This is a genomic window from Hyphomicrobium sp. (assembly GCF_047600905.1).
In the GTDB taxonomy this organism is placed as follows: Bacteria; Pseudomonadota; Alphaproteobacteria; order Rhizobiales; family Hyphomicrobiaceae; genus Hyphomicrobium_B.
The window spans coordinates 1,950,564-1,969,264 of record NZ_JASGKD010000001.1; the positions used below are offsets into that span (position 1 = coordinate 1,950,564).

15 protein-coding genes are annotated in these 18,701 nt (G+C 57.7%); 5 read left to right on the top strand and 10 right to left on the bottom strand.

The genetic code is table 11. From position 1 onward, the window contains the following. The first annotated feature begins 22 nt into the window (after positions 1–22). The 3 genes from QM780_RS09475 to QM780_RS09485 are packed head-to-tail and all read left to right on the top strand — an operon-like array spanning position 23 to position 3,236. Positions 23–571 carry a winged helix-turn-helix transcriptional regulator gene (locus QM780_RS09475; RefSeq protein WP_415070218.1) on the top strand — a complete coding sequence of 183 codons (549 nt, stop codon included), beginning with the start codon at positions 23–25 and terminating at the stop codon, positions 569–571. Next, positions 568–1,674, top strand: coding sequence for an HlyD family secretion protein (locus tag QM780_RS09480; protein ID WP_415070219.1), 1,107 nt, complete (start codon positions 568–570; stop codon positions 1,672–1,674). Before QM780_RS09475 ends, QM780_RS09480 begins: the two co-directional genes overlap by 4 nt. Beyond that, the gene (locus QM780_RS09485) at positions 1,671–3,236 is read left to right on the top strand and encodes a DHA2 family efflux MFS transporter permease subunit (protein ID WP_415070220.1); all 1,566 of its coding nucleotides are present in this window, start codon (positions 1,671–1,673) and stop codon (positions 3,234–3,236) included. The genes QM780_RS09480 and QM780_RS09485 overlap by 4 nt, the downstream gene beginning before the upstream one ends. A 76-nt stretch (positions 3,237–3,312) precedes the next feature. Here the strand turns inward: QM780_RS09485 and QM780_RS09490 are convergent, their stop codons facing one another. Continuing rightward, entirely contained in the window at positions 3,313–3,882 is a 570-nt protein-coding gene (locus QM780_RS09490) for an aldehyde dehydrogenase family protein (protein ID WP_415070221.1), read from the bottom strand. Between the two features lie 70 nt (positions 3,883–3,952). On the opposite strand from QM780_RS09490, the gene QM780_RS09495 reads away from it, so the two are divergent. Continuing rightward, on the top strand, positions 3,953–4,147 hold the full coding sequence (locus QM780_RS09495) for a hypothetical protein (protein WP_415070222.1): 195 nt from the start codon (positions 3,953–3,955) through the stop codon (positions 4,145–4,147). Positions 4,148–4,295: 148 nt separating this feature from the next. Here QM780_RS09495 and QM780_RS09500 read toward each other — a convergent pair whose 3' ends face one another. The 4 genes from QM780_RS09500 to QM780_RS09515 all read right to left on the bottom strand — a co-directional run bounded on the left by QM780_RS09500 (position 4,296) and on the right by QM780_RS09515 (position 8,179). Next, on the bottom strand, positions 4,296–5,417 hold the full coding sequence (locus QM780_RS09500; RefSeq protein WP_415070223.1) for an ABC-type transport auxiliary lipoprotein family protein: 1,122 nt from the start codon (positions 5,415–5,417) through the stop codon (positions 4,296–4,298). A gap of 9 nt (positions 5,418–5,426) precedes the next feature. Then, positions 5,427–6,218 carry an ABC transporter ATP-binding protein gene (locus QM780_RS09505; RefSeq protein WP_415070224.1) on the bottom strand — a complete coding sequence of 264 codons (792 nt, stop codon included), beginning with the start codon at positions 6,216–6,218 and terminating at the stop codon, positions 5,427–5,429. Between the two features lie 5 nt (positions 6,219–6,223). Then, on the bottom strand, positions 6,224–7,372 hold the full coding sequence (locus QM780_RS09510; protein WP_415070225.1) for an MlaE family lipid ABC transporter permease subunit: 1,149 nt from the start codon (positions 7,370–7,372) through the stop codon (positions 6,224–6,226). Positions 7,373–7,579: 207 nt separating this feature from the next. After that, positions 7,580–8,179 carry a flavodoxin domain-containing protein gene (locus QM780_RS09515; protein WP_415070226.1) on the bottom strand — a complete coding sequence of 200 codons (600 nt, stop codon included), beginning with the start codon at positions 8,177–8,179 and terminating at the stop codon, positions 7,580–7,582. Positions 8,180–8,308: 129 nt separating this feature from the next. Between QM780_RS09515 and QM780_RS09520 the strand changes: the two genes are divergently transcribed. Next, complete coding sequence (locus QM780_RS09520; protein ID WP_415070227.1) at positions 8,309–9,346, top strand: zinc-dependent alcohol dehydrogenase family protein; 1,038 nt, start codon at positions 8,309–8,311, stop codon at positions 9,344–9,346. 40 nt (positions 9,347–9,386) lie between these two features. Here QM780_RS09520 and QM780_RS09525 read toward each other — a convergent pair whose 3' ends face one another. The 5 genes from QM780_RS09525 to QM780_RS09545 form a co-directional block, all read right to left on the bottom strand. Next, complete coding sequence (locus QM780_RS09525; protein WP_415070228.1) at positions 9,387–10,511, bottom strand: ABC transporter permease; 1,125 nt, start codon at positions 10,509–10,511, stop codon at positions 9,387–9,389. Positions 10,512–10,515: 4 nt separating this feature from the next. After that, positions 10,516–13,272, bottom strand: coding sequence for a ribosome-associated ATPase/putative transporter RbbA (gene rbbA, locus QM780_RS09530; RefSeq protein WP_415070229.1), 2,757 nt, complete (start codon positions 13,270–13,272; stop codon positions 10,516–10,518). Continuing rightward, positions 13,269–14,378: an HlyD family secretion protein gene (locus tag QM780_RS09535; RefSeq protein WP_415070230.1), complete on the bottom strand. Its 1,110-nt coding sequence runs from the start codon at positions 14,376–14,378 to the stop codon at positions 13,269–13,271. Before QM780_RS09535 ends, rbbA begins: the two co-directional genes overlap by 4 nt. 188 nt (positions 14,379–14,566) lie before the next feature. After that, positions 14,567–16,249, bottom strand: coding sequence for a hypothetical protein (locus tag QM780_RS09540; RefSeq protein ID WP_415070231.1), 1,683 nt, complete (start codon positions 16,247–16,249; stop codon positions 14,567–14,569). A gap of 125 nt (positions 16,250–16,374) precedes the next feature. Then, positions 16,375–18,252, bottom strand: a complete 1,878-nt coding sequence (locus QM780_RS09545) for a multiheme c-type cytochrome (protein ID WP_415070232.1) — start codon at positions 18,250–18,252, stop codon at positions 16,375–16,377. Positions 18,253–18,701: the final 449 nt, after the last annotated feature.

Genomic DNA, 18,701 nt, shown 5'->3' on the forward strand with positions numbered 1-18,701 from the left:
TCACTAGGCGTAAAGTCGCCGGATGCATCATAAGAGCTTTGCAAATCTCAGTTGTCCCATTGCCCGCAGCCTCGAGCATGTCGGCGAATGGTGGAGCATCCTGATCTTACGCGATGCGTTCCGAGGGCTAACGCGCTTCGATGAGTTTCAAAAAAACCTCGAGATCGCTCCGAACATGCTCGCGCGGCGGCTTTCAGCGTTGACGGAATCAGGTCTTCTTGAGCGACGCCTCTATAGCGAAAAGCCAGCGCGCTACGAATACCTGCTTACTGAGCGTGGTCGCGACTTTCGTCCGGTCATGCTGACCTTGCTCGCCTGGGGGAACAAGCATTTCTTTCCTGAAGGCCCGTCTGTCGCATTGGTCGATACGAAGACCGGACTTCACGCCGATCCGATCGTGATAGATCGCATCAGCGGGCGGCCAATTCTGGGTTTGGACTTCAAATCGGTACCGTTGAAAGGCAAGCGCACGGCTTCGAAACATCGCAAGGCAGACGTCAACAGCCGTTCGGCAAAGCCGCAGTCCATCCGGGCGGCGACCAAGATAAAACTTGGAGCGAAGGGCCGATGAGCACGACGACGTTCGATCGGCCGCAGGCTGAGGTCACCACATCTCCGGCCCGACGACCTTCCAGGCGCCGTCTGTTTTTCGGGCTAACTTTGCTGCTTGCTGTGCCAGCGCTAGCATGGTTCGGGTACGATTGGTGGACTGTCGGCCGCTTCATGGAAGAGACCGATGATGCATATGTGGGCGGGAACGTCACTGCACTTTCACCGCACGTCGATGGTTTCGTTTCCGAAATCCTCGTTACCGATAATCAGCGCGTCACGGCCGGCCAATTGCTCATCCATTTGGATCCGCGCGATCTCGAAGCTGCGCTTCTTCGCGCGCGCGCGACTTTTAATCAGCGCAAGGCCACCTTGGCGAGTCTCAAAGCACAGCTTGAATTGCAACATTCGAACATTGCCCAGGCCTCCGCCGATGTTGACGCAAAGACCGCCCAGGCCGCATTCGCGAGAAAAGACTCCGAGCGCTATAGCCGACTCGCAATCACGAGTGCCGGATCTGTGCAAGATTCCGAGCGAACAAGTTCCCTTGACCTGCAAGCCCGTTCCGCGCTCATCGCATCGAAAGCCGCCTACGCGGCTGCGAAGCAGCAGCTTACTGTGCTTGATGCCAACATCAGTCAAGCGACCGCAGCGGTTTCGGCGGCCGAGGCCGATGTCCGGATCGGTGAGCTGAATTTAGGCTATACCGAAATACGCTCGCCGGTCGATGGCTATATCGGCAACCGCGCCGCCCAGGTCGGCAACTACGTCAAGACAGGCAGTTATCTACTAACAGTAGTGCCCGCGAATGGTCTTTGGGTCGACGCCAACTTCAAAGAAGATCAGCTTGGAGCCATGTCGCCCGGGCAGGCCGCGAGCATCGTACCCGATGTGATGCCTAACCACGAATTTCATGGTCACGTTGCCAGTCTTGCACCCGGAACAGGTGCCATCTTCAGCATCATTCCGCCGGAAAACGCGACAGGTAATTTCACCAAGATCGTCCAGCGTGTCCCGGTTCGCATCGTACTCGATGCCGGCGATGCGAACCTGGGCCAAATCCGTCCGGGCCTGTCAACCACCGCGACAGTCGACACGCGCCGCAGCTCAGAGAACAGGCCGTGAGCGAGGCGGACTCGACGAGCTCTTGGCTCAAGAGCATTATTCCCTTCGTGGTGATGTGCGTGGGCATGTTCATCGCCCTGCTTGATATCCAGATCGTCGCGTCATCACTTCAGGATATCGGTGGCGGATTGTCCGCTGCGCAAGATGAGATCAGCTGGGTTCAAACGGCTTACCTGATCGCTGAAATCATTGTGATCCCGATGTCGGGATGGCTGACGCGTGTTTTCTCCACCCGATGGCTATTCGCAGGTTCAGCGGCCGGCTTCACGGCATCGAGTCTCCTCTGCGGCATGGCGTGGGATATCAAGAGCATGATCGTGTTCCGTGCGCTGCAGGGATTTTTGGGCGCGTCGATGGTGCCGACCGTCTTCACATCCTCGTTTCATTATTTTCAAGGTCCACGCCGGGTTTATGCAGCAGCAGTCGTCGGAACGATCGCGTCGGTTGCTCCAACTCTCGGACCCGTCATCGGTGGATGGATCACCGATACGCTCAATTGGCACTGGTTGTTCTATGTCAATCTCCTTCCTGGCATCGCCATCACGATCGCGATTCCTTTTCTGGTGGACATCGACAAGCCGGATCTCTCACTTCTGAAAGACGCCGATTATCCCGGTATTTTCTTGATGGCCGTCGCACTCGGCACACTAGAATATGTGCTGGAGGAAGGCACGCGATGGAATTGGTTCGACGACAAGACCATCCGCTACTGCACCTATCTTTCGGCCGTGAGTGGTGTTCTGTTTGTCACACGCAGTCTTACTTTTCCGCGTCCCGTTGCCGATTTGCGCGCGTTCGGGAATCGCAACTTTCTGATCGGCTGCATCCTGTCGTTCATTACCGGCATCGGCATTTTTTCAACGACGTATCTGACCCCGCTTTTTCTCGGCTATGTCAGAGGCTTTAGCGCCTATCAGACCGGAACCGCGATCTTCTCGACGGGCGTGGCCTCCATGGTCGGCGTTCCGATATACATCTTCCTTGCCAAGCGCTTCGACACGCGTTGGCTCATGATGGTTGGCATGGCCTTCTTCGCGCTCTCGATGTGGTACTTCAGCTTCATCACGCACGATTGGGGTTCGGACGAGCTGCTCTTTCCCCAAGTGCTAAGAGGCTTGCCTCAGGTTTTCGCCGTCGCGCCGAGTGTTATGCTAGGCCTTGGCAGCCTTTCCCCCGAACGTCTGAAATATGCGAGCGGTCTTTTCAACATGATGCGCAATCTGGGCGGTGCTGTCGGCATCGCAGTTTGCGCCGCAATCTTGAACGTTCGTACCAATTTTCATTTTCAAGCTATCGCCGCGCATCTCACGCCGAGCAACGTTGCCATGACCAATCTGGTCGACGACGTGAGCGATCGCTATGGCGCCATACCGGGAAGCGTTCAAGAAGGAATGACTGCCGCGTTGAAGCAGCTTTGGAATTTGACTTATCGCGAAGCATCGACCCTTGCATACGCCGACGCCTTTCGCGCTGTGATGATTGCCTTCATTATCGCAACGGTGCTCGTACCTCTTCTGCGCAACGTTGCGCCGGGGAAGGCCCCAAGTTCCGGTGGGCATTGAAGAAATTCGAACGTATCAGCCAGTGGTCATGGTCGATAGACCACGCCTTGCGGCGTGGTCCAAAGCTTTCTTCGGGTTAGCGAAGGAGAAACTGCGTGATGAACCCGAAAATGCGCCCGTAAGGCGGATGCAGCGTCCAACCGAAATTCAGATTGCTTTGTTCGAAAATGCCCTTTGCGTGGCTTAAGGACTTAAAGCCTTCGATGCCGTGATACGCGCCCATGCCGCTTGGTCCGACGCCACCGAATGGTAGATCGTCTTGAGCGAAATGCAACATCGTGTCGTTGATCGTCACATTTCCCGACGTGGTTCGCTCAAGCACCTTTTGGCGATCCTCATTGTTGCGGCCGAAATAGTACAGAGCCAAATGCCTGGGCGCGGAATTAACGTAAGAGATAGCGCTTTCGATGCCCTCGTAGGGCACGACGGGAAGGATCGGACCGAAGATTTCCTCCGATAGCAATCCCATGTCGCGAGTGGCGTCGACAACGACCGTTGGCGCCATGGTGTGGGGCCGTCCCGCTGCGGTCTCGGGTTTTTCACCCACCTCAATGACTTTCGCGCCCTTCGCTCGAGCCTCGTCAAGCAATGACTGCAAGCGATGATAATGGCGCTCGTTGACAATGGACGTGTAGTCCTCACTCATCGGACCGATGCCTTCGTCCGTTCTTTTGATAAGGCGGTGCGTTTGCTGTTTCCTACCGGGCGCAGCAATCGTGCAAGCGATCAACTATCAGGGTAACAAGAGCTGCATCGATAGGCTTAGGTCCGACCTTTTCAGGAAGCAGCTGACTGTCAATGGCGAGCATCGCAAAGCCATGAAAAAGCGACCAGGTGGCTACGGCCTGACCTTGCAAGGACTGATTTTTGAAGGCACCGCAGCGGATTTTGTAAGAAAAAACCGCTACTAAAGATAGCAGCAGCGGTCGAAAAAATCATTTAAAATCAATGCATTATTCCCCGTCCCCTACGGGGCGCCATAAGGCATTGCCGAGATTAGCTAAAAATTGGCGCTTGGATCGCGAAGATGGCGGAACGCCTCGCGAGCCGAGAGTGCCGTCAGGCCGTCTTGCAGGTCCACACGACGAGGTCGCTGACGACCTTGTCGAAGGCTTCATTGAGTGCTGCAGCGGCGCTCGTCTCGTCGGACAATGTGGCTGGCACGCTCGCGGTGAACAGCTTCGCGCCCAGGATTTGACCACTTTCGCCGACAATTTTTGCAGAGAAAGCGATTTCGGCCGTGGGCGATTGAGACGCCACGATCTGAAAGCTCCGCAAGTCGATGATGAGCTGGTAGTCGACTTTGAGCGTATCCGGCTGATGGCCGAGAACCTTCATATAGCCAGCATTCTCAAAACTCTGCACAACGCGCGATTGGACGACCCGGCTTAGCGTGTCGGGCCATTTGGCGACGATGGCCGTCGAGCGGTCGCCCGTGGGCGTGACGACAGCGACCTGATCGTTGAATACGCTGCCGACGACGTCGGGCTCGGGGACGACGAGCTGGCCCTCCGGGATTTTCGGAATTTCGGGGAATTTCGCGACCGGATTCAGGTCGACGATGGGCGCGCTCGATTGCTTGCCACCGCCCGTCATGCGCTCGAGACCGGAAAGAATGCCGTCGACTTTATCGGAGTTTTTCGAAAGCGCCGCGGAGAACGTATTGATGTTCGCAATGAGCGTCTTCAGGGGTTCGCGATTTTCGTCGATGACGCCGTCGATGCGGTGCAGAACGCCGCGCGCCGACTCGGTAAGGCTCTGCGTGGCGTCGGCGTCGACCGTCAACAGCGGCGGCTGATTGTCGGTCGAAGCCACTGACGCCGCATTCGGCGCGCCGCCGCGTAACGAGAGCACCGGCGAACTCGTCAGACCCTGAAAATCGATTCCGACTTTCGTGTCGGATCGGACGGGGGTGCTGCGATCGACGGACATGACAGCCGTGACCTGCTTCGGATTGTCGGGATTTAATTCAAGCGCAACGATTTCACCAACGCGGATTCCGTTGAACAGCACGGCGGAGCCCTTGATCAGCCCCGACACCGTCGTGTCGAACCGCGCGCGATAGAGCGCCTGCTGCGTAAGGCCGCCGGCGTGGTTCAGCCAGTAGACAAACGCAAACACCGCCGCGACGGTCGCGAGGGTGAAAAGCCCGATCAGGGTATAGCGAGCTCGAATTTCCATGGCAGTGCCTCAAGCCGGTGTTTGTGTGCGAGATTGTTCGAGAAGCCGTCCGCGCTGACCGCGGAAGTAGGCTTTGACCCACGGGTGCTCGCTCGCGAGCATCGCAGAGATCGGGCCGTCGGCGACGATTTTGCCTTCGGCCAGAACGGCAATACGATCGCAAACGGCGTGCAGGCTGTTCAGGTCGTGCGTTATCATGAAGACCGTGAGGCCAAGCGTTTTCTGCAGCGTGGCGATGAGGGAATCGAAGTCACCGGCGGAAATCGGATCGAGACCCGATGTCGGCTCGTCGAGGAACAAAACCTCCGGATCAAGCGCGAGCGCGCGCGCCATCGCGACGCGTTTCGTCATGCCGCCCGAAAGCTCGGACGGCAGCTTGTTGCCATCACGCCGCGACAATCCCACCATTTCGAGTTTCGTCGCGGCAATGTCGTCGAGCAAGTGTTCAGGCAGATGCAAAAACTCGCGCATGGGAAATTGAACATTTTGCAACACCGTCAGCGAGGAATAGAGGGCCCCATTCTGAAATAATACGCCCCACCGCCGCTGAAGGGCGCGGCGTGTCTCATCATCGACGGTGTCGAGATCCTGACCAAAAACTTCGATCGTGCCGGAACGCTTCGGCAATAAGCCTATGATCGTGCGAAGCAGTACCGATTTGCCGCTTCCCGAGCCACCAACCAAGCCGAGGATCTCACCCGGAGGCACGTCGAGGGACAGGTGATCGAGCACGTTTCGATCGCGAAATCCGACGACCAGATCGCGGACGCTGATAACGGGCTGCCCGGCTGAAGTTATCATCCGTATCACATCCCGATCGAAGCGAAGAAGACGGCGAACAGTCCGTCCAGCACAATGACAAGAAAGATGGAGGTGACGACCGACGACGTCGTTCTGAGCCCGAGCGACTCGGCACTGCCTCCGACCTTGAACCCTTCGGTACAGGCGACCACGCCGATGACGAAGGCCATGAAGGGCGCCTTGATCATGCCGACCTTAAAGTGCGTGAGAGAGATCGCCTCCTTGAGCCTCGCGATGTAGATCTCGGGGCTCATACCGCCGTAGAGCCACGCCACCAGTTCGCCGCCGTACAAGGCCGACATCGAGCCAATGAAGGTGAGAAGCGGGAGCCCGATGACGAGCGCCAGAATGCGCGGCAGGACTAGGACATCGACCGGATCGAAGCCCATCGTTCTCAATGCGTCTATTTCCTCGCGCATTTTCATCGATCCGAGTTCGGCGGTGTAGGAACTTCCCGACCGGCCGGCGACCATGATGGCAACGATTAGCACGCCGATCTCGCGGAGAACGAGAATTCCAACCATATCGACGACGTAATCGTCGGCACCAAATTTGCGAAAGTGAAAGAAGCCCTGTTGCGCGATGATGCTGCCGATCAAAAAGGTAATGAGCAGGATGATCGGTATCGCCTGCCACGCCACACGATCGAGCTGATTGACCATAGACGTCAGGCGGAATGTCGATGGTTTCAGAAGCGCGCGAAACGCCGAAGCACAGACGGCTCCGACCATGTTCAAAAGCAGGAGAAATCCATTGCCGGATTTCACGACAGCCTCACCGATCGCCGCTGGACCCGAATATTCTTGGCGGGGCTTTGCTTCGGTGGCCTCGGCGCGGTCGCTTGCTTCCTGCACGGCGCGAAAGAGATCGGCATAACGCCGCGAAAGTCCGACGATCTTAACATCACGTCCCTTAGCCTTCAGAGCGTGATCTAGCCGCGCCAGCTGCCAGGCACCGAAGGTGTCGAAAGATCGAACCGCGGTCATGTCGATGGTGGCGTTTGCCGAGGGATCGGCGGCCTCAAGCAAGCCGCCGACGATCTTATCGAGGCGCGCGGCGTTCGATGCGGTCCAGCTGTCGCGAGCGACGAATGTCGTTGAGGATTGCTGCGCGGAAGCGGTCAGGAGGGTCTCTTGGGTAAGTTCGCCTTGCACGTCTGCTTCCGCCCAATTTCAATAGCGCTCACGAGACATTGCCGACAATGCCCGCGCCGTTTGAGCATTAGCATCAGCGCCTGAGCGAATGCTGATTTAAGTCAAAGCCCCCTCTGGTTTGCAAGGTCCGAAATTGAAGACCGGTGCCGTAGAACGTGCGCGTGCTCGTTCGATCGGCCAAGCCGCGATCGATCAAGATAGCCGCAGTCAGCCTTTCGACAAAAAAGAAGCGATAAATTTTTCGAGCGCAACCCAATCCGTGAATTCGTTCGCGTCGTCACGTTTCGGCGTCAGGCCGCGGGCTGCGAGAATATGCTCCAGCACTTGCCGCTGAAAATAATCACAATCCGCCCATTGCAGGGCGCCTGCTAGCAACAGAGTGCTTGCCGGGTGCCAACCGGTGGTCGCGGAAAAATGATCAACGTACTGTTGCGCCTCCCTCAGCCCATCGGCGGTTGCTGCCGACAGACTAACCGATATAAGCGCCGTCTTCTTGCGGCCGAGTTGATCGCGATGCGCAATCACAAAATTCGAGGCGCTCTCTTGATGTCGATCTTCGTGAACGGAAGCGGCAACGATGATCGGGTCAAACGCATCGACATTCGGGACGTCCTCGATCGCCGACGTGTCATACAGTTCGACTTCAAGCCCTTTCGCTCGCGCCAACGACGCCGCACGCTCGGCGATTTTGCGGGTCTGACCTTCCGTGGAAGCAAATGCGATGAGCAGCATCGGACTGTCATCCTCAATTGAGCTATCAGTGTTGCATTTCAATGAAATTTTCAGCGCCGGTGCATTGATGCTCATCAAACTTGAGCGAATGCATCCGACTTCGGAGCCTCGATGGAGGTCGGCAAATGACTTAGGTCAATGGCCAATCGGGCACGAGTTCTAAATTCGAGCATGGGTTTTGTCGCTGGAATTTGCGAGGTTGAAATGAAAGCGCTCGTTTACAACGGTCCCGGCCGGAAAGCCGTCGAAGATCGTCCCGTTCCGCAAATCAAGGACGCAACCGATGCGATCGTCAAAATAACGAAAACGACGATCTGCGGAACCGATCTCCATATTCTGAAGGGCGATGTTGCAACGTGCAGTCCCGGCCGCATTCTCGGTCATGAAGGCATCGGCGTTGTCGATGCCGTCGGCGCAGGCGTCACGACTTTCAAGCCGGGCGACCGCGTATTGATCTCGTGCATCTCCGCCTGCGGCCGGTGCGAATACTGCCGGCGCGGAATGTACTCGCATTGCACGACAGGCGGCTGGATCCTCGGCAATGAGATCGACGGCACGCAGGCGGAATACGTCCGTATTCCTCATGCCGATACGAGCCTCTACCGGATCCCGGATGGCGTCGAGGAGGATGCGCTCGTCATGCTCAGCGACATTCTGCCGACAGGGTTCGAGTGCGGCGTCCTCAATGGCAAGGTTGCGCCGGGCAGCACGATTGCGATCGTCGGAGCTGGACCGATCGGATTGGCGGCGCTGTTGACGGCGCAATTCTATTCGCCGGCTGAGATCATCATGCTCGATCCGGACAGCAATCGCCTCGAAGTTGCCAAGCGTTTCGGGGCGACCAAAAGCGTGAATGCAACGGGTGCCAAAGCTGCCGAGGCCGTCATGCAGTTGACCGGTGGTCGCGGTGTCGATACGGCCATCGAAGCCGTGGGCGTTCCTGCTTCATTTCTGACTTGCGAAGACATCATCGCGCCGGGAGGCACGATCGCGAACGTCGGTGTGCATGGCGTCAAGGTGGATCTTCACCTGGAAAAGCTGTGGAGCCAGAACATCAGCATCACGACGCGCCTCGTCGATACCGTCACGACGCCGATGCTTTTGAAAACGGTCGCGGCGCATAAGATCGATCCGACGAAGCTCATAACGCATCGCTTCAAACTCGATAAAATTCTGGACGCTTACGACACGTTCGGCCGGGCGGCCGAAACGCGCGCCTTGAAGGTCATTATCGAAGCTTAAACACGGCTTGAGTTGCGCGGCCGGCGGAGTGCCGCGCCGTTCAAGCCGAATAATCGGCAGTGCTGCGGAATCGCCGGATCGCGATCGCAAGAAGCAGTGCGCCCATCAGGGCGACTGCCACGAACCGCGGCCAGACGACGTCGATTCCGGCGCCACGGTAGAGAATGGCTTGAGCGTAGGCGACAAAGTGTGTCGATGGCGATGCCTTCATGATCGTCTGCAGCAGCGGCGGCATACTTTCGATCGGCGTGTTGGCCCCCGATAGCATGTTGAGCGGAACAGCGACGAGAATATATAGCAGCCCTAACTGCGGCATCGTCCGCGCGATCGTCGCCAGCAAAAGACCGATGGCTCCGGAAAAGAACAAGTAGATTAGAACGCCGACCATAAAGAGCGGCACCGAGCCGGCGATGGGTACGCTCAGCAGTTTCTCGACCACGAAGAAGAGCGATAAGCCGACCGCGCCCGTTATCACGACCGCGTTGGCCCAGATTTTCGACATCGCGATCTCGAATGGCGTCACCGGCATGACGAGCAGATGATCCATCGTACCGTGCTCCCGTTCGCGCACGACGGCCGCACCAGCGAGGATGATCGCGAGCATGGTCACAGAGTTTATGATCCCCATGACCGACGTGAACCAACCCGTCGTCACGTTCGGATTGAAAGCGATGCGCGTCGACAGCGTGACCGCCGGCACAGATACGGCCGTCGATCTTGAGACAAAATCGGTAATTTCGGTCGAGATGATCTGCTCGGCGTAACCCGACCCAATTCCGGCTTGCACCATTGCCGTGGCATCGACCGCGACTTGCAGGGTTGGCTTCCGTCCGCCCAGAACGTCGCGCTCGAAATGGGGCGGGATATCGATGACAAAGGTATATCTCCCGGTGTTCATCAGCCGATCGACATCGCGTTCCTCAACGTATTCCGGTGCTTTGAAATAGGGCGGGAGGAAAGCCGCCGCGATACGGCGGGAGAGTACGGAATGGTCTTCGTCGACAATTGCCAGAGAAGCGTTGTGAAGCTCCTGTGAATTGCTTTGCGCCTGCGCGATGATCGCCAGCGAAAACGAGTAAACGACGAAGCCGAGCAGGATCCAATCGCGAAAGAAGCTGCGCAATTCCTTGGTGCCGAGCCAGAAGATGTTCTGCAGCGTGGTCATGGCGTCACCTCTCCTGCTTTGCGAGCAAGAGGATGCTCAAGAGGGTCAATGCCGGAATGAAGAGCGACAGCGTCAACAAGTTTGCGGCGAGGTCGGAGAACCAAAGACCTTTGGTGAAGGTGCCGACGCTGATCGGAACGAAGTACGTCATCGGAAAGAGCCGCCCCAGAACGGCTCCAAATCCCGTGATGGATGAAATCGGAGTCATCATTCCGGAAAACATCGTTGCCGGGAGCACCGTGAGGATCGCGGTTCCGAACAGCGCGGCGATTTGCGTCCGCGTAAATGAAGAGATGAGCATGCCGTAACCGGTCGTCGCCGTCACGTAGATCAGAGCACCGAGCGCGAGCGTGAAGAAGCTGCCCTTTAGCGGCACGTCGAAAATGAAAATCGCCATCAGAAAGAGGATCAGGAAATTCGCCATCGCAACGATGACGTAAGGAATTTGCTTGCCGAGCAGGAATTCGAGCCGCGTGACGGGTGTAACGTAGAGATTGGTGATCGATCCCAGCTCCTTTTCCCTGACAATGGCGAGCGCCATCAGTATGGCCGGGATCAAAGCCAGCTGCATAGCGATCGTCGATGGCGCCATCGCATAGATGCTGTCGAAGTCCTGGTTGTAGCGGAAGCGCGTCGCGATATTGGCGGGTACTGTCGTGCTCGCGAGCGCTCCATGGCCACGGATCGCGGGGTCGCTCAGAAATTGCTGGTGAACGCCCTGAATGTAGCCGCGCATGGTTTCGGCGCGAAAAGGCATGGCGCCGTCGATCCAAACGCCAACCTCGGTCGGGCGCCCGCGCCGGATATCGCGGCCGAATCCCGGCGGAATTTCGATGGTTGCATTGACCTCGCCATTCTTGAGCCGAGACTGAAGTTCGGCGACGCTTTTTAGGGGCGCCTTTTCGACGAAGTAAGCCGATCCGCGAAGCTCACCGAGATAGGAACGGCTTTCAAAGCTGTTGTCCCGATCCAGCGCGGCAAACGTCAGCGAATTGACGTCCGTCGTTATTCCGAAGCCGATAATCAACATCAGAAATGCTGTTCCCGCGAGCGCAAAGCCCAAGCGGATCGGATCGCGGACAAGCTCGAGCCATTCCCGGATCGTATAGGCGAACAGACGGCGGAAAGAGAACGATTTGCGTTCGACGAGCTCGGTGCTCTCGCGTGCGAACTGATGCGCCGACGATGGCATAACATCCACGCTCGTCGAGGGCTTCGCAGATGCTTCATTATCTTCGAGATAGTCGATAAATGCCTCTTCGAGCGTCGACGCCCCCCTCGCGCGCACGAGATTTGCAGGCGTATCCATCGCAAGGACACGGCCGGCGTTCATCAGCGCCACGCGATCGCAGCGCGCCGCCTCGTTCATGAAATGGGTCGAGACAAAAATCGTCACGCCGCTTTTCCGCGAGAGATCGATGAGCAGTTCCCAGAAGCTATCGCGCGCGATCGGGTCGACGCCTGACGTCGGCTCGTCGAGGATCAAAACTTCGGGCTGATGAATGACCGCGACCGCCAGCGACAGACGCTGACGCAGTCCGAGAGGGAGATCGTCCGCCAGCTTGTCGACGTGGTGGGTGAGGCCAAAGCGCCAGAGAAGATATCGGACGCGCGCCTCCATCTCTTCCGCAGGCAAATGAAAGAGCCGGGCGTGAAGTTCGAGATTTTGCCTGACGGTCAGTTCGCTATAGAGGGAGAACGCCTGCGACATGTAACCGACACGCTTGCGCGAATTTACATCGGTGGCATCGATCGGCCTGCCAAGCAGCAGCGCGCTTCCTTCGGTCGAAGGGAGCAGGCCAGTCAGCATTTTCATCGTGGTCGTTTTTCCGCAACCGTTCGAACCAAGAAAGCCGAAGATTTCTCCGCGTCCGATATCGAAACTGACATGATCGACGGCGGTAAAATCGCCGAATCGGCGCGTCAGCGCGCGCGCGACTATGACGGGTTCGCTGTCGTCGTTATTGCGCGGTGGAATTTTAAGCTCGTGGTAGCCGATCTTCTGCGAAGCAGGCAGGAGTTCGACAAACGCCTCTTCGATCGATGTCGTCGAGGTTTTTGTCTTGAGGTCATCTGGCGTGCCGACGGCGAGAATGCGACCGGCATTCATGGCAATGAGCCAATCGAATTGCTCCGCCTCTTCCATATATGCGGTCGCGACGATCACGGTCATTCCTGCCCGGCGCGCGCGCATTCGTGCAATGAGCTGCCAGAACTGACGCCGCGACAGCGGATCGACGCCTGTTGTCGGCTCATCGAGAATGAGAAGATCCGGGTCGTGAATAAGCGAGCAGCACAATCCGAGTTTCTGGCGCATGCCGCCGGACAAATTCTTCGCAGCCCGGTCGGCGAACGGCGTCAATCCCGTGCTTTGCAAAAGATCGGCAATGCGCGCGCGCCGCTCGGCGCGACCTTGGCCGAACAGCCGCGCGAAGAATTCGATGTTCTCTTGCACGCTCAGGTCTGGATAGAGGTTCTTGCCGAGCCCTTGCGGCATGTAGGCGACACGAGAACAGATCTCTTCGCGGTCGGATGCCCGTGACATGTCGGCGTCGAGAACGTCAATCGCGCCGGTCTGGATGCGGCGGGCGCCCGAAACCAACGAGAGCAGCGAAGATTTTCCCACGCCATCCGGACCGATGAGGCCGACGAGGCGAGATTTCGGAATGCTCAAGCTGATATGGTCGAGCGCGAGAACACGGCCATATTTGTGCGTCACGTGATCGAGCCGAACCGCGCTGTCGGGCGGCAGGTCAGTCACTGCGCAACCTGCAGGCGGGCAGGCCAATCGACGGCATCGGTGCGCACGTACGCCATCGCCGGCAGTCCACTTCTGACGGCGTCGGCGTGAGCCTTGAGGCGCTCGGGGTCAATGCGGACGCGAATGCGAAACATCAATTTGTCGCGCTCGGTTTGGGTTTCGACCATTTTCGGGGTGAACTGCGCTTGATCGGCGACAAAGGTGACTTTGGCAGGGATCGGGTGGTCAGGATACGCGTCAAGCACAATGCGCGCATCGTTTCCGATCTTGACCTTTCCGGCGGCGAGGGTGGGCAGATAAAGGTCCATGTAAACATAGCCAAAGTCGAGCATGGTGAAGACCTTGCCGCCGGCAGCAAGCACTTCTCCCGTGTTGGCGATGCGATAAGCGATCCGGCCGTCGCGCGGGGCGACGAGCGTATTGTCGGCGATATTCACACGATAGTAATCAGCGTCATGATTAGCGGCGTCGAGTGCGTGCTCGGCCTCCGTGATCCGTTCTTGCGCGGCGAGTTCGCCGGCGACGGCGCCCTGGAGCGCCTGCTGCCGCTGGTCGAACACTTCCTTCGTTACCCAACCATCTTTAAGCAAAGCGCTGGCACGGTCCATTTGCTGCTGAGCAAGAACGACCTGCGAGTGCATCTGATCGGCATTAGCGCGGGCCTCGGCAACAGCCCTCTTTGCCGATGCGGCCTGGGACTCGGCTTTGCTCAGCGAGGCCTGCATATCGCGCGTATCCATGATCGCGAGGGTCTGGCCGGCGGCGACACGATCGCCTTCGTCAACCTTCAGTTCGAGGATACGGCCGGCGAACTTGGTCGCGATATCGATCGGGTCAGCCTCGATGCGGCCGTTACCCGAATAAATACCGGCAGGAAGCGGAGGTGGTTGATTGATCCACCAGTAAACTCCGCCACCAATTCCTACGGCGACGACGAGAACGGCGAGCGCGACCCGCCGCCAGCTGATCGATTTCTTGATTTCGACATCGGGCACCGTCGCGGGAACCTGCTCATCGGCGGGTTTCAAGCCGGGCGGAGCGGGCTCGGGCGCGAGGTCATCGACGGTCCGTCGGGATTGGTCTTGGATGTCGCTGCGCTTTGTCATTCCATCCTCTGAGCGGATCTCGCATCCACTCTCTTCCTGCGCGGCGACGACAAAGCATCGTCCGGAACGAGCGACAGACGGCAGATTGAACTCGTATCACACGATCAACCATGATCGCCAAGCGAGCTTTGACGCACCGCAAACGTACTATCATATTGAACCGTGGGTTTTAACGGGGGTGCCGAACTTCAGAATTTTCTGCGAAGCTCGGTGCGTATGCCGAAATTGTCATCTTCGCCGTCACGGATCTGATAGGTCGCATCGGCTCGGAACAGCCAGGCGCGGGTGAGGGGAATTTGATATCGGACGCCGAAGCCATACTGCGGTCCCTTCGCCCCTACGACGTTGTTATCATCGTACGGCTGCACTGTCGCGACCTCGAACACAAGTTGCTGGTCCAGGTTGAAGAGATACTCAACGCCGATGGCGCCGCCGACCGCGTTGGAACCGGTATCATCGAGCTTGGGATAGCCGGTCAGAGCGTCAGTTTCAAAGTTGATGCCGACGTTCTTCAAAATACCCGCGTTATTGCCGTCGACGAGCGGCTCCGGGTTACCAAATCCAACGAAGAAGTTCGCATATGGCAGCAGCGTGCTCGGCAAGGGTGAAATCAGGCTGTTCTCCGAAATGATGGCGAGGCCGTCGCCGTTGCCGCGATCGTCCTCTCCGAAGTTTGCGAACACGCGCGTCGAATTCGATATGGTGTTGGCATAGCGCCTGCTGTATGCGGCCGTCAGGAAGTGCTGCTGGACGTCCTCGCGATTGCCGACGCCCTGAAGGAAGCCGTAACCGGCTTCGATGTATCCGCCGAAAGCATCAACGAAGGTCGTCACGCCATAAAGGTTGGCGTCGTGATTATCGACCTTGCCGTTCGCGCCGACGAGGCTTGCATTATCGACATTGTCGAATGCCGTGAAGAACGTGATGTCGTAATTCGACAGGCCAAGCGCCGGCGAGTTTTGCGCGGGCAAGGTGACGGCGCCGCCGAGAATGGCGTCGTTGGCCCAGATGCCGTTCTGCAAGAACAACGGAAAGAGGCCGACGGTGAACGGCAGATCGAATTTGGAATACTGGCCGCTCAAACCCGAATAGATAGAACCAACGTCGCCCTCGAAAAACAGCGTCTGCGGATTGAGGTCGAATTCGTCATGGAAGCGCTGATCGCCATCGCCGCCGCCAAATTCAAAGCGAGAGAAGTTTGCCGCGCCGTCTTGTATGGGCGTAAAGAACGCATGAATGCGCTCCGTCCCGGTGATCTTGAAATCGACGTCGAGATTGAGACGCGTCGCGATCTGGGCAATGTCCTTGCCGTTGTTGCTATTGTAAGCGACTGCGGTCCGCCAATCGCCGTAAACCGATAATCCCGGAAGCAGCGGGTTCAACTTGCCGAGGATCGTGCTGCTCTCATCGTAGGGACCGGATGTGTATTGCTCGCGGCCGAGTTCGAGCAGCGGCCGCGGCGGCTCGACCGCATACTTGCCGCCGTAGATATCGGCCTGCCCATCTGCGTCATACTTCTTCGAGTATTTCGGGTCCGGGCGGAAGGCGCCCTTCGTCGACGCCGCTTTTTTATCGGTTTTCTTCTTCTCTTTGGGCGACGCGTCCTGGTCGTCCGCGCTGTCGACGTTCGCGCCCAGATACTGCTTCGAGACGATCGTTTCTGTTTTCACCAGCGACTGTGGATCCGTTGCAGGCTCCGCGAGAGTCGTTGCTGCCCAGCCGTCTGTCTTGGCAATTTCGGTCGTGTGATCGTTTGGCTCGGTTCGTGCCGTTGTCCCCGACATCGTGAGGTAGCTGCCGGCGATCAATGCAATAACGGCTGTCGTGGTCCCGGCACCGAATTGAAGAGTGCCTTTCACGTCGCGAGTCATACTGAAGCTCCACTACGCGCCTCCGACTTTCGCTTTCGCTCGAGCGCAAGAGGCATGAGAGTTGCTTCGGACCCGCTTTTTGGACCGTGTGGCGATCCAAATCCGAAACGCTCGGTTGTTCGGCGTTACTCCTTGACGTCGACATCCACCGCGAATTCGTGGAAGTTCATGATCCGCTCGTTCATGCTCTGCTCCATAGCTTTGGTCGAGCCGACGAAGCGCATGAAATAGATGGGCTCGGCGCGACTGCGCATGCGGAAGGCGAGGCGGTATTTTCCGGGCTTGCTGATCAGATTTCCCGGCACCTGATACTTTGCCATGCGCACACCCAGAGGCGTCAGCGAGTGGTTTTCCATACGCACCAACGGCGGATGATTGAGAACCGTCGTCGGGATGCTGGGCGGCCGAAGCTGCGGCAGCGGATCGATGTCGAAATTGACCGGCAAGTACATCTCGCGATCGGTTCCCTTGACGTTGGTGGTCAGGAACTTGGTCTGGAAATTCACGAGCATCTGATCGGTGTCGATCTTGCCCGCGGCCACATCCAGACTGTGCAGATCGGCCATGTCGCCGTCGCTGTCGACGTAGCCCGACTCCCAGACGTTCTGTCCATCGGGGTCGACGAGAGCGACATTCACCCAGAGCTGCGGCTGTGCACCCAGCGAGCCCGAAGGCAGGTTATGCCCCGTATTCGTGTTCTTGATCTTATAGGAGAACACCAGATCCGATCCGACCTGCGGCGTGCCGTCGATGTTGGGACCATCGATGCTGCTGCTGTTCTCCATGACCTGACGGCGAAGCTTGTCGCGCTCATCGAGCTTCTTGATATTTTCGTCGATGATTTCGCGCGCGTCCTCGCGATCGTTGGCGTCGGCCCAACGCTTCGGGAAATTGACCTTGATCTTGCCATCCGCGACTTTGTCTTCGAATTTGGACGTGCCCCAGCCGGAGCGCCAATCGAACTCCATCCAATCTTTGATGGTGTAGGCCTGCGCTTTGACGTTGTGCGGAAAGATGCCGGGGTGTGCGATCGAATAACCTGGGCCGATAAAGCGGTGGTTCGCGTGTTTGCGGCCGGGGTTCACTTCCTTGCCCCCGACGATGGCAGACGGCGCGGTCGCGTAGCCTTTCGGCTGGCCCGGAACTTTGCCCATGTGGCAGTCCTGACAAGTGACTCCGGCCTTGCGAGCGGGGCTGTCGCGATACTGATCCCAGACAATTTCGAGCTTGATGCCGAGGTTGACGGCAACCTGGTGGCAGCTGACGCAGAACTCCGACTTGGTAATCTGGTCATTGGTGATCATGCCGGCGTGAATGTCGTTGCCCCGGCCATCCTTGCTGGTCTTGACCGAGTAGGTGTCTTTCTTGGCCAGAACGTCGTTGATGACGCTCTGTTTGCCGCTGCCATACACCGGCTCGTTGATGGTTCCCGGCTCGACCCGGCGTTCGCCGTTGACCTTGCCATACTCCTCCTTGACGCGATGGCAGGTGATGCAGGTCACGCCTTCACGCGAAATCTGACTGCGGGCCCAGAGAGGTGCGTCGCGTGCTTCTCCAAGCTGAGTGCCAACCTGCTGGTGGCAGCGCACGCAGAACGTCCCGACCGTTCCTTGCGTGAGCGTTTGGAACTTTTGCTCGAATTTGTGGAACATAGGCGAGATCGACGCATAAGCGTGCTGTGACGACGACCATTCTTCATAGATCTGCTTATGGCACGTGCCGCATTGCGCCGCCGTCGGATATAGAGACTCGTCCGTCATCGCCGAGTCGTGACCGGCCGGCTTTTTGTTGTCGGATTCCGCAGCTTTGGCCTTCTGCGCGTCGCTTCTTCTGACGACGCCGGTGTTTTCAGCAAGTTGCAGCAGCGGTTGCGCTTGTGCTCCGTCGCTGCCGTTCGACACACGGCCGTTTGCAACAGCATTTTGGCGACAGAACGCTGCCCCCATCAGAAGGATGCCGACGACTGCGAAGGCAAGCGTCGCGATCCCGGAAAGTCGTTTCATCGCCCTACCCCCATTCCCATTGTTTCCAGGGCGGCTCAGAATTGCATCGCTTACGAGAAGCGGCGCGCGAGCACTGCTGATCACTGGACGGACGATTAATTATTTGCGGAAATTGGCCGCGATATGTCCGCAATCGATTTCGTTCCAATGAAATGCCAAAAAACTTTCGACCATTTTGAAAAAACACTTTCAATCAAAGCCGAATTGCCGCGCAAATTTCGCCGCCCTCGATCGACTTAACCGCGAACGCAACGTTCTGTTTTTGCAATGTTTACCGGCTTATTTTCGCGGCATCCAAACGAACTGCAGCGCAACTTTCTTAAAATAGAGATGCTATTTGCTCCTATATAACAATTCTCTTGCGATCATTTTTTTGTCCTATTGGGCAGCCATCAAATGAAATTAGCCGAGCATTCCAATCCGATCGCAATCGCAATATCTCAAACGTG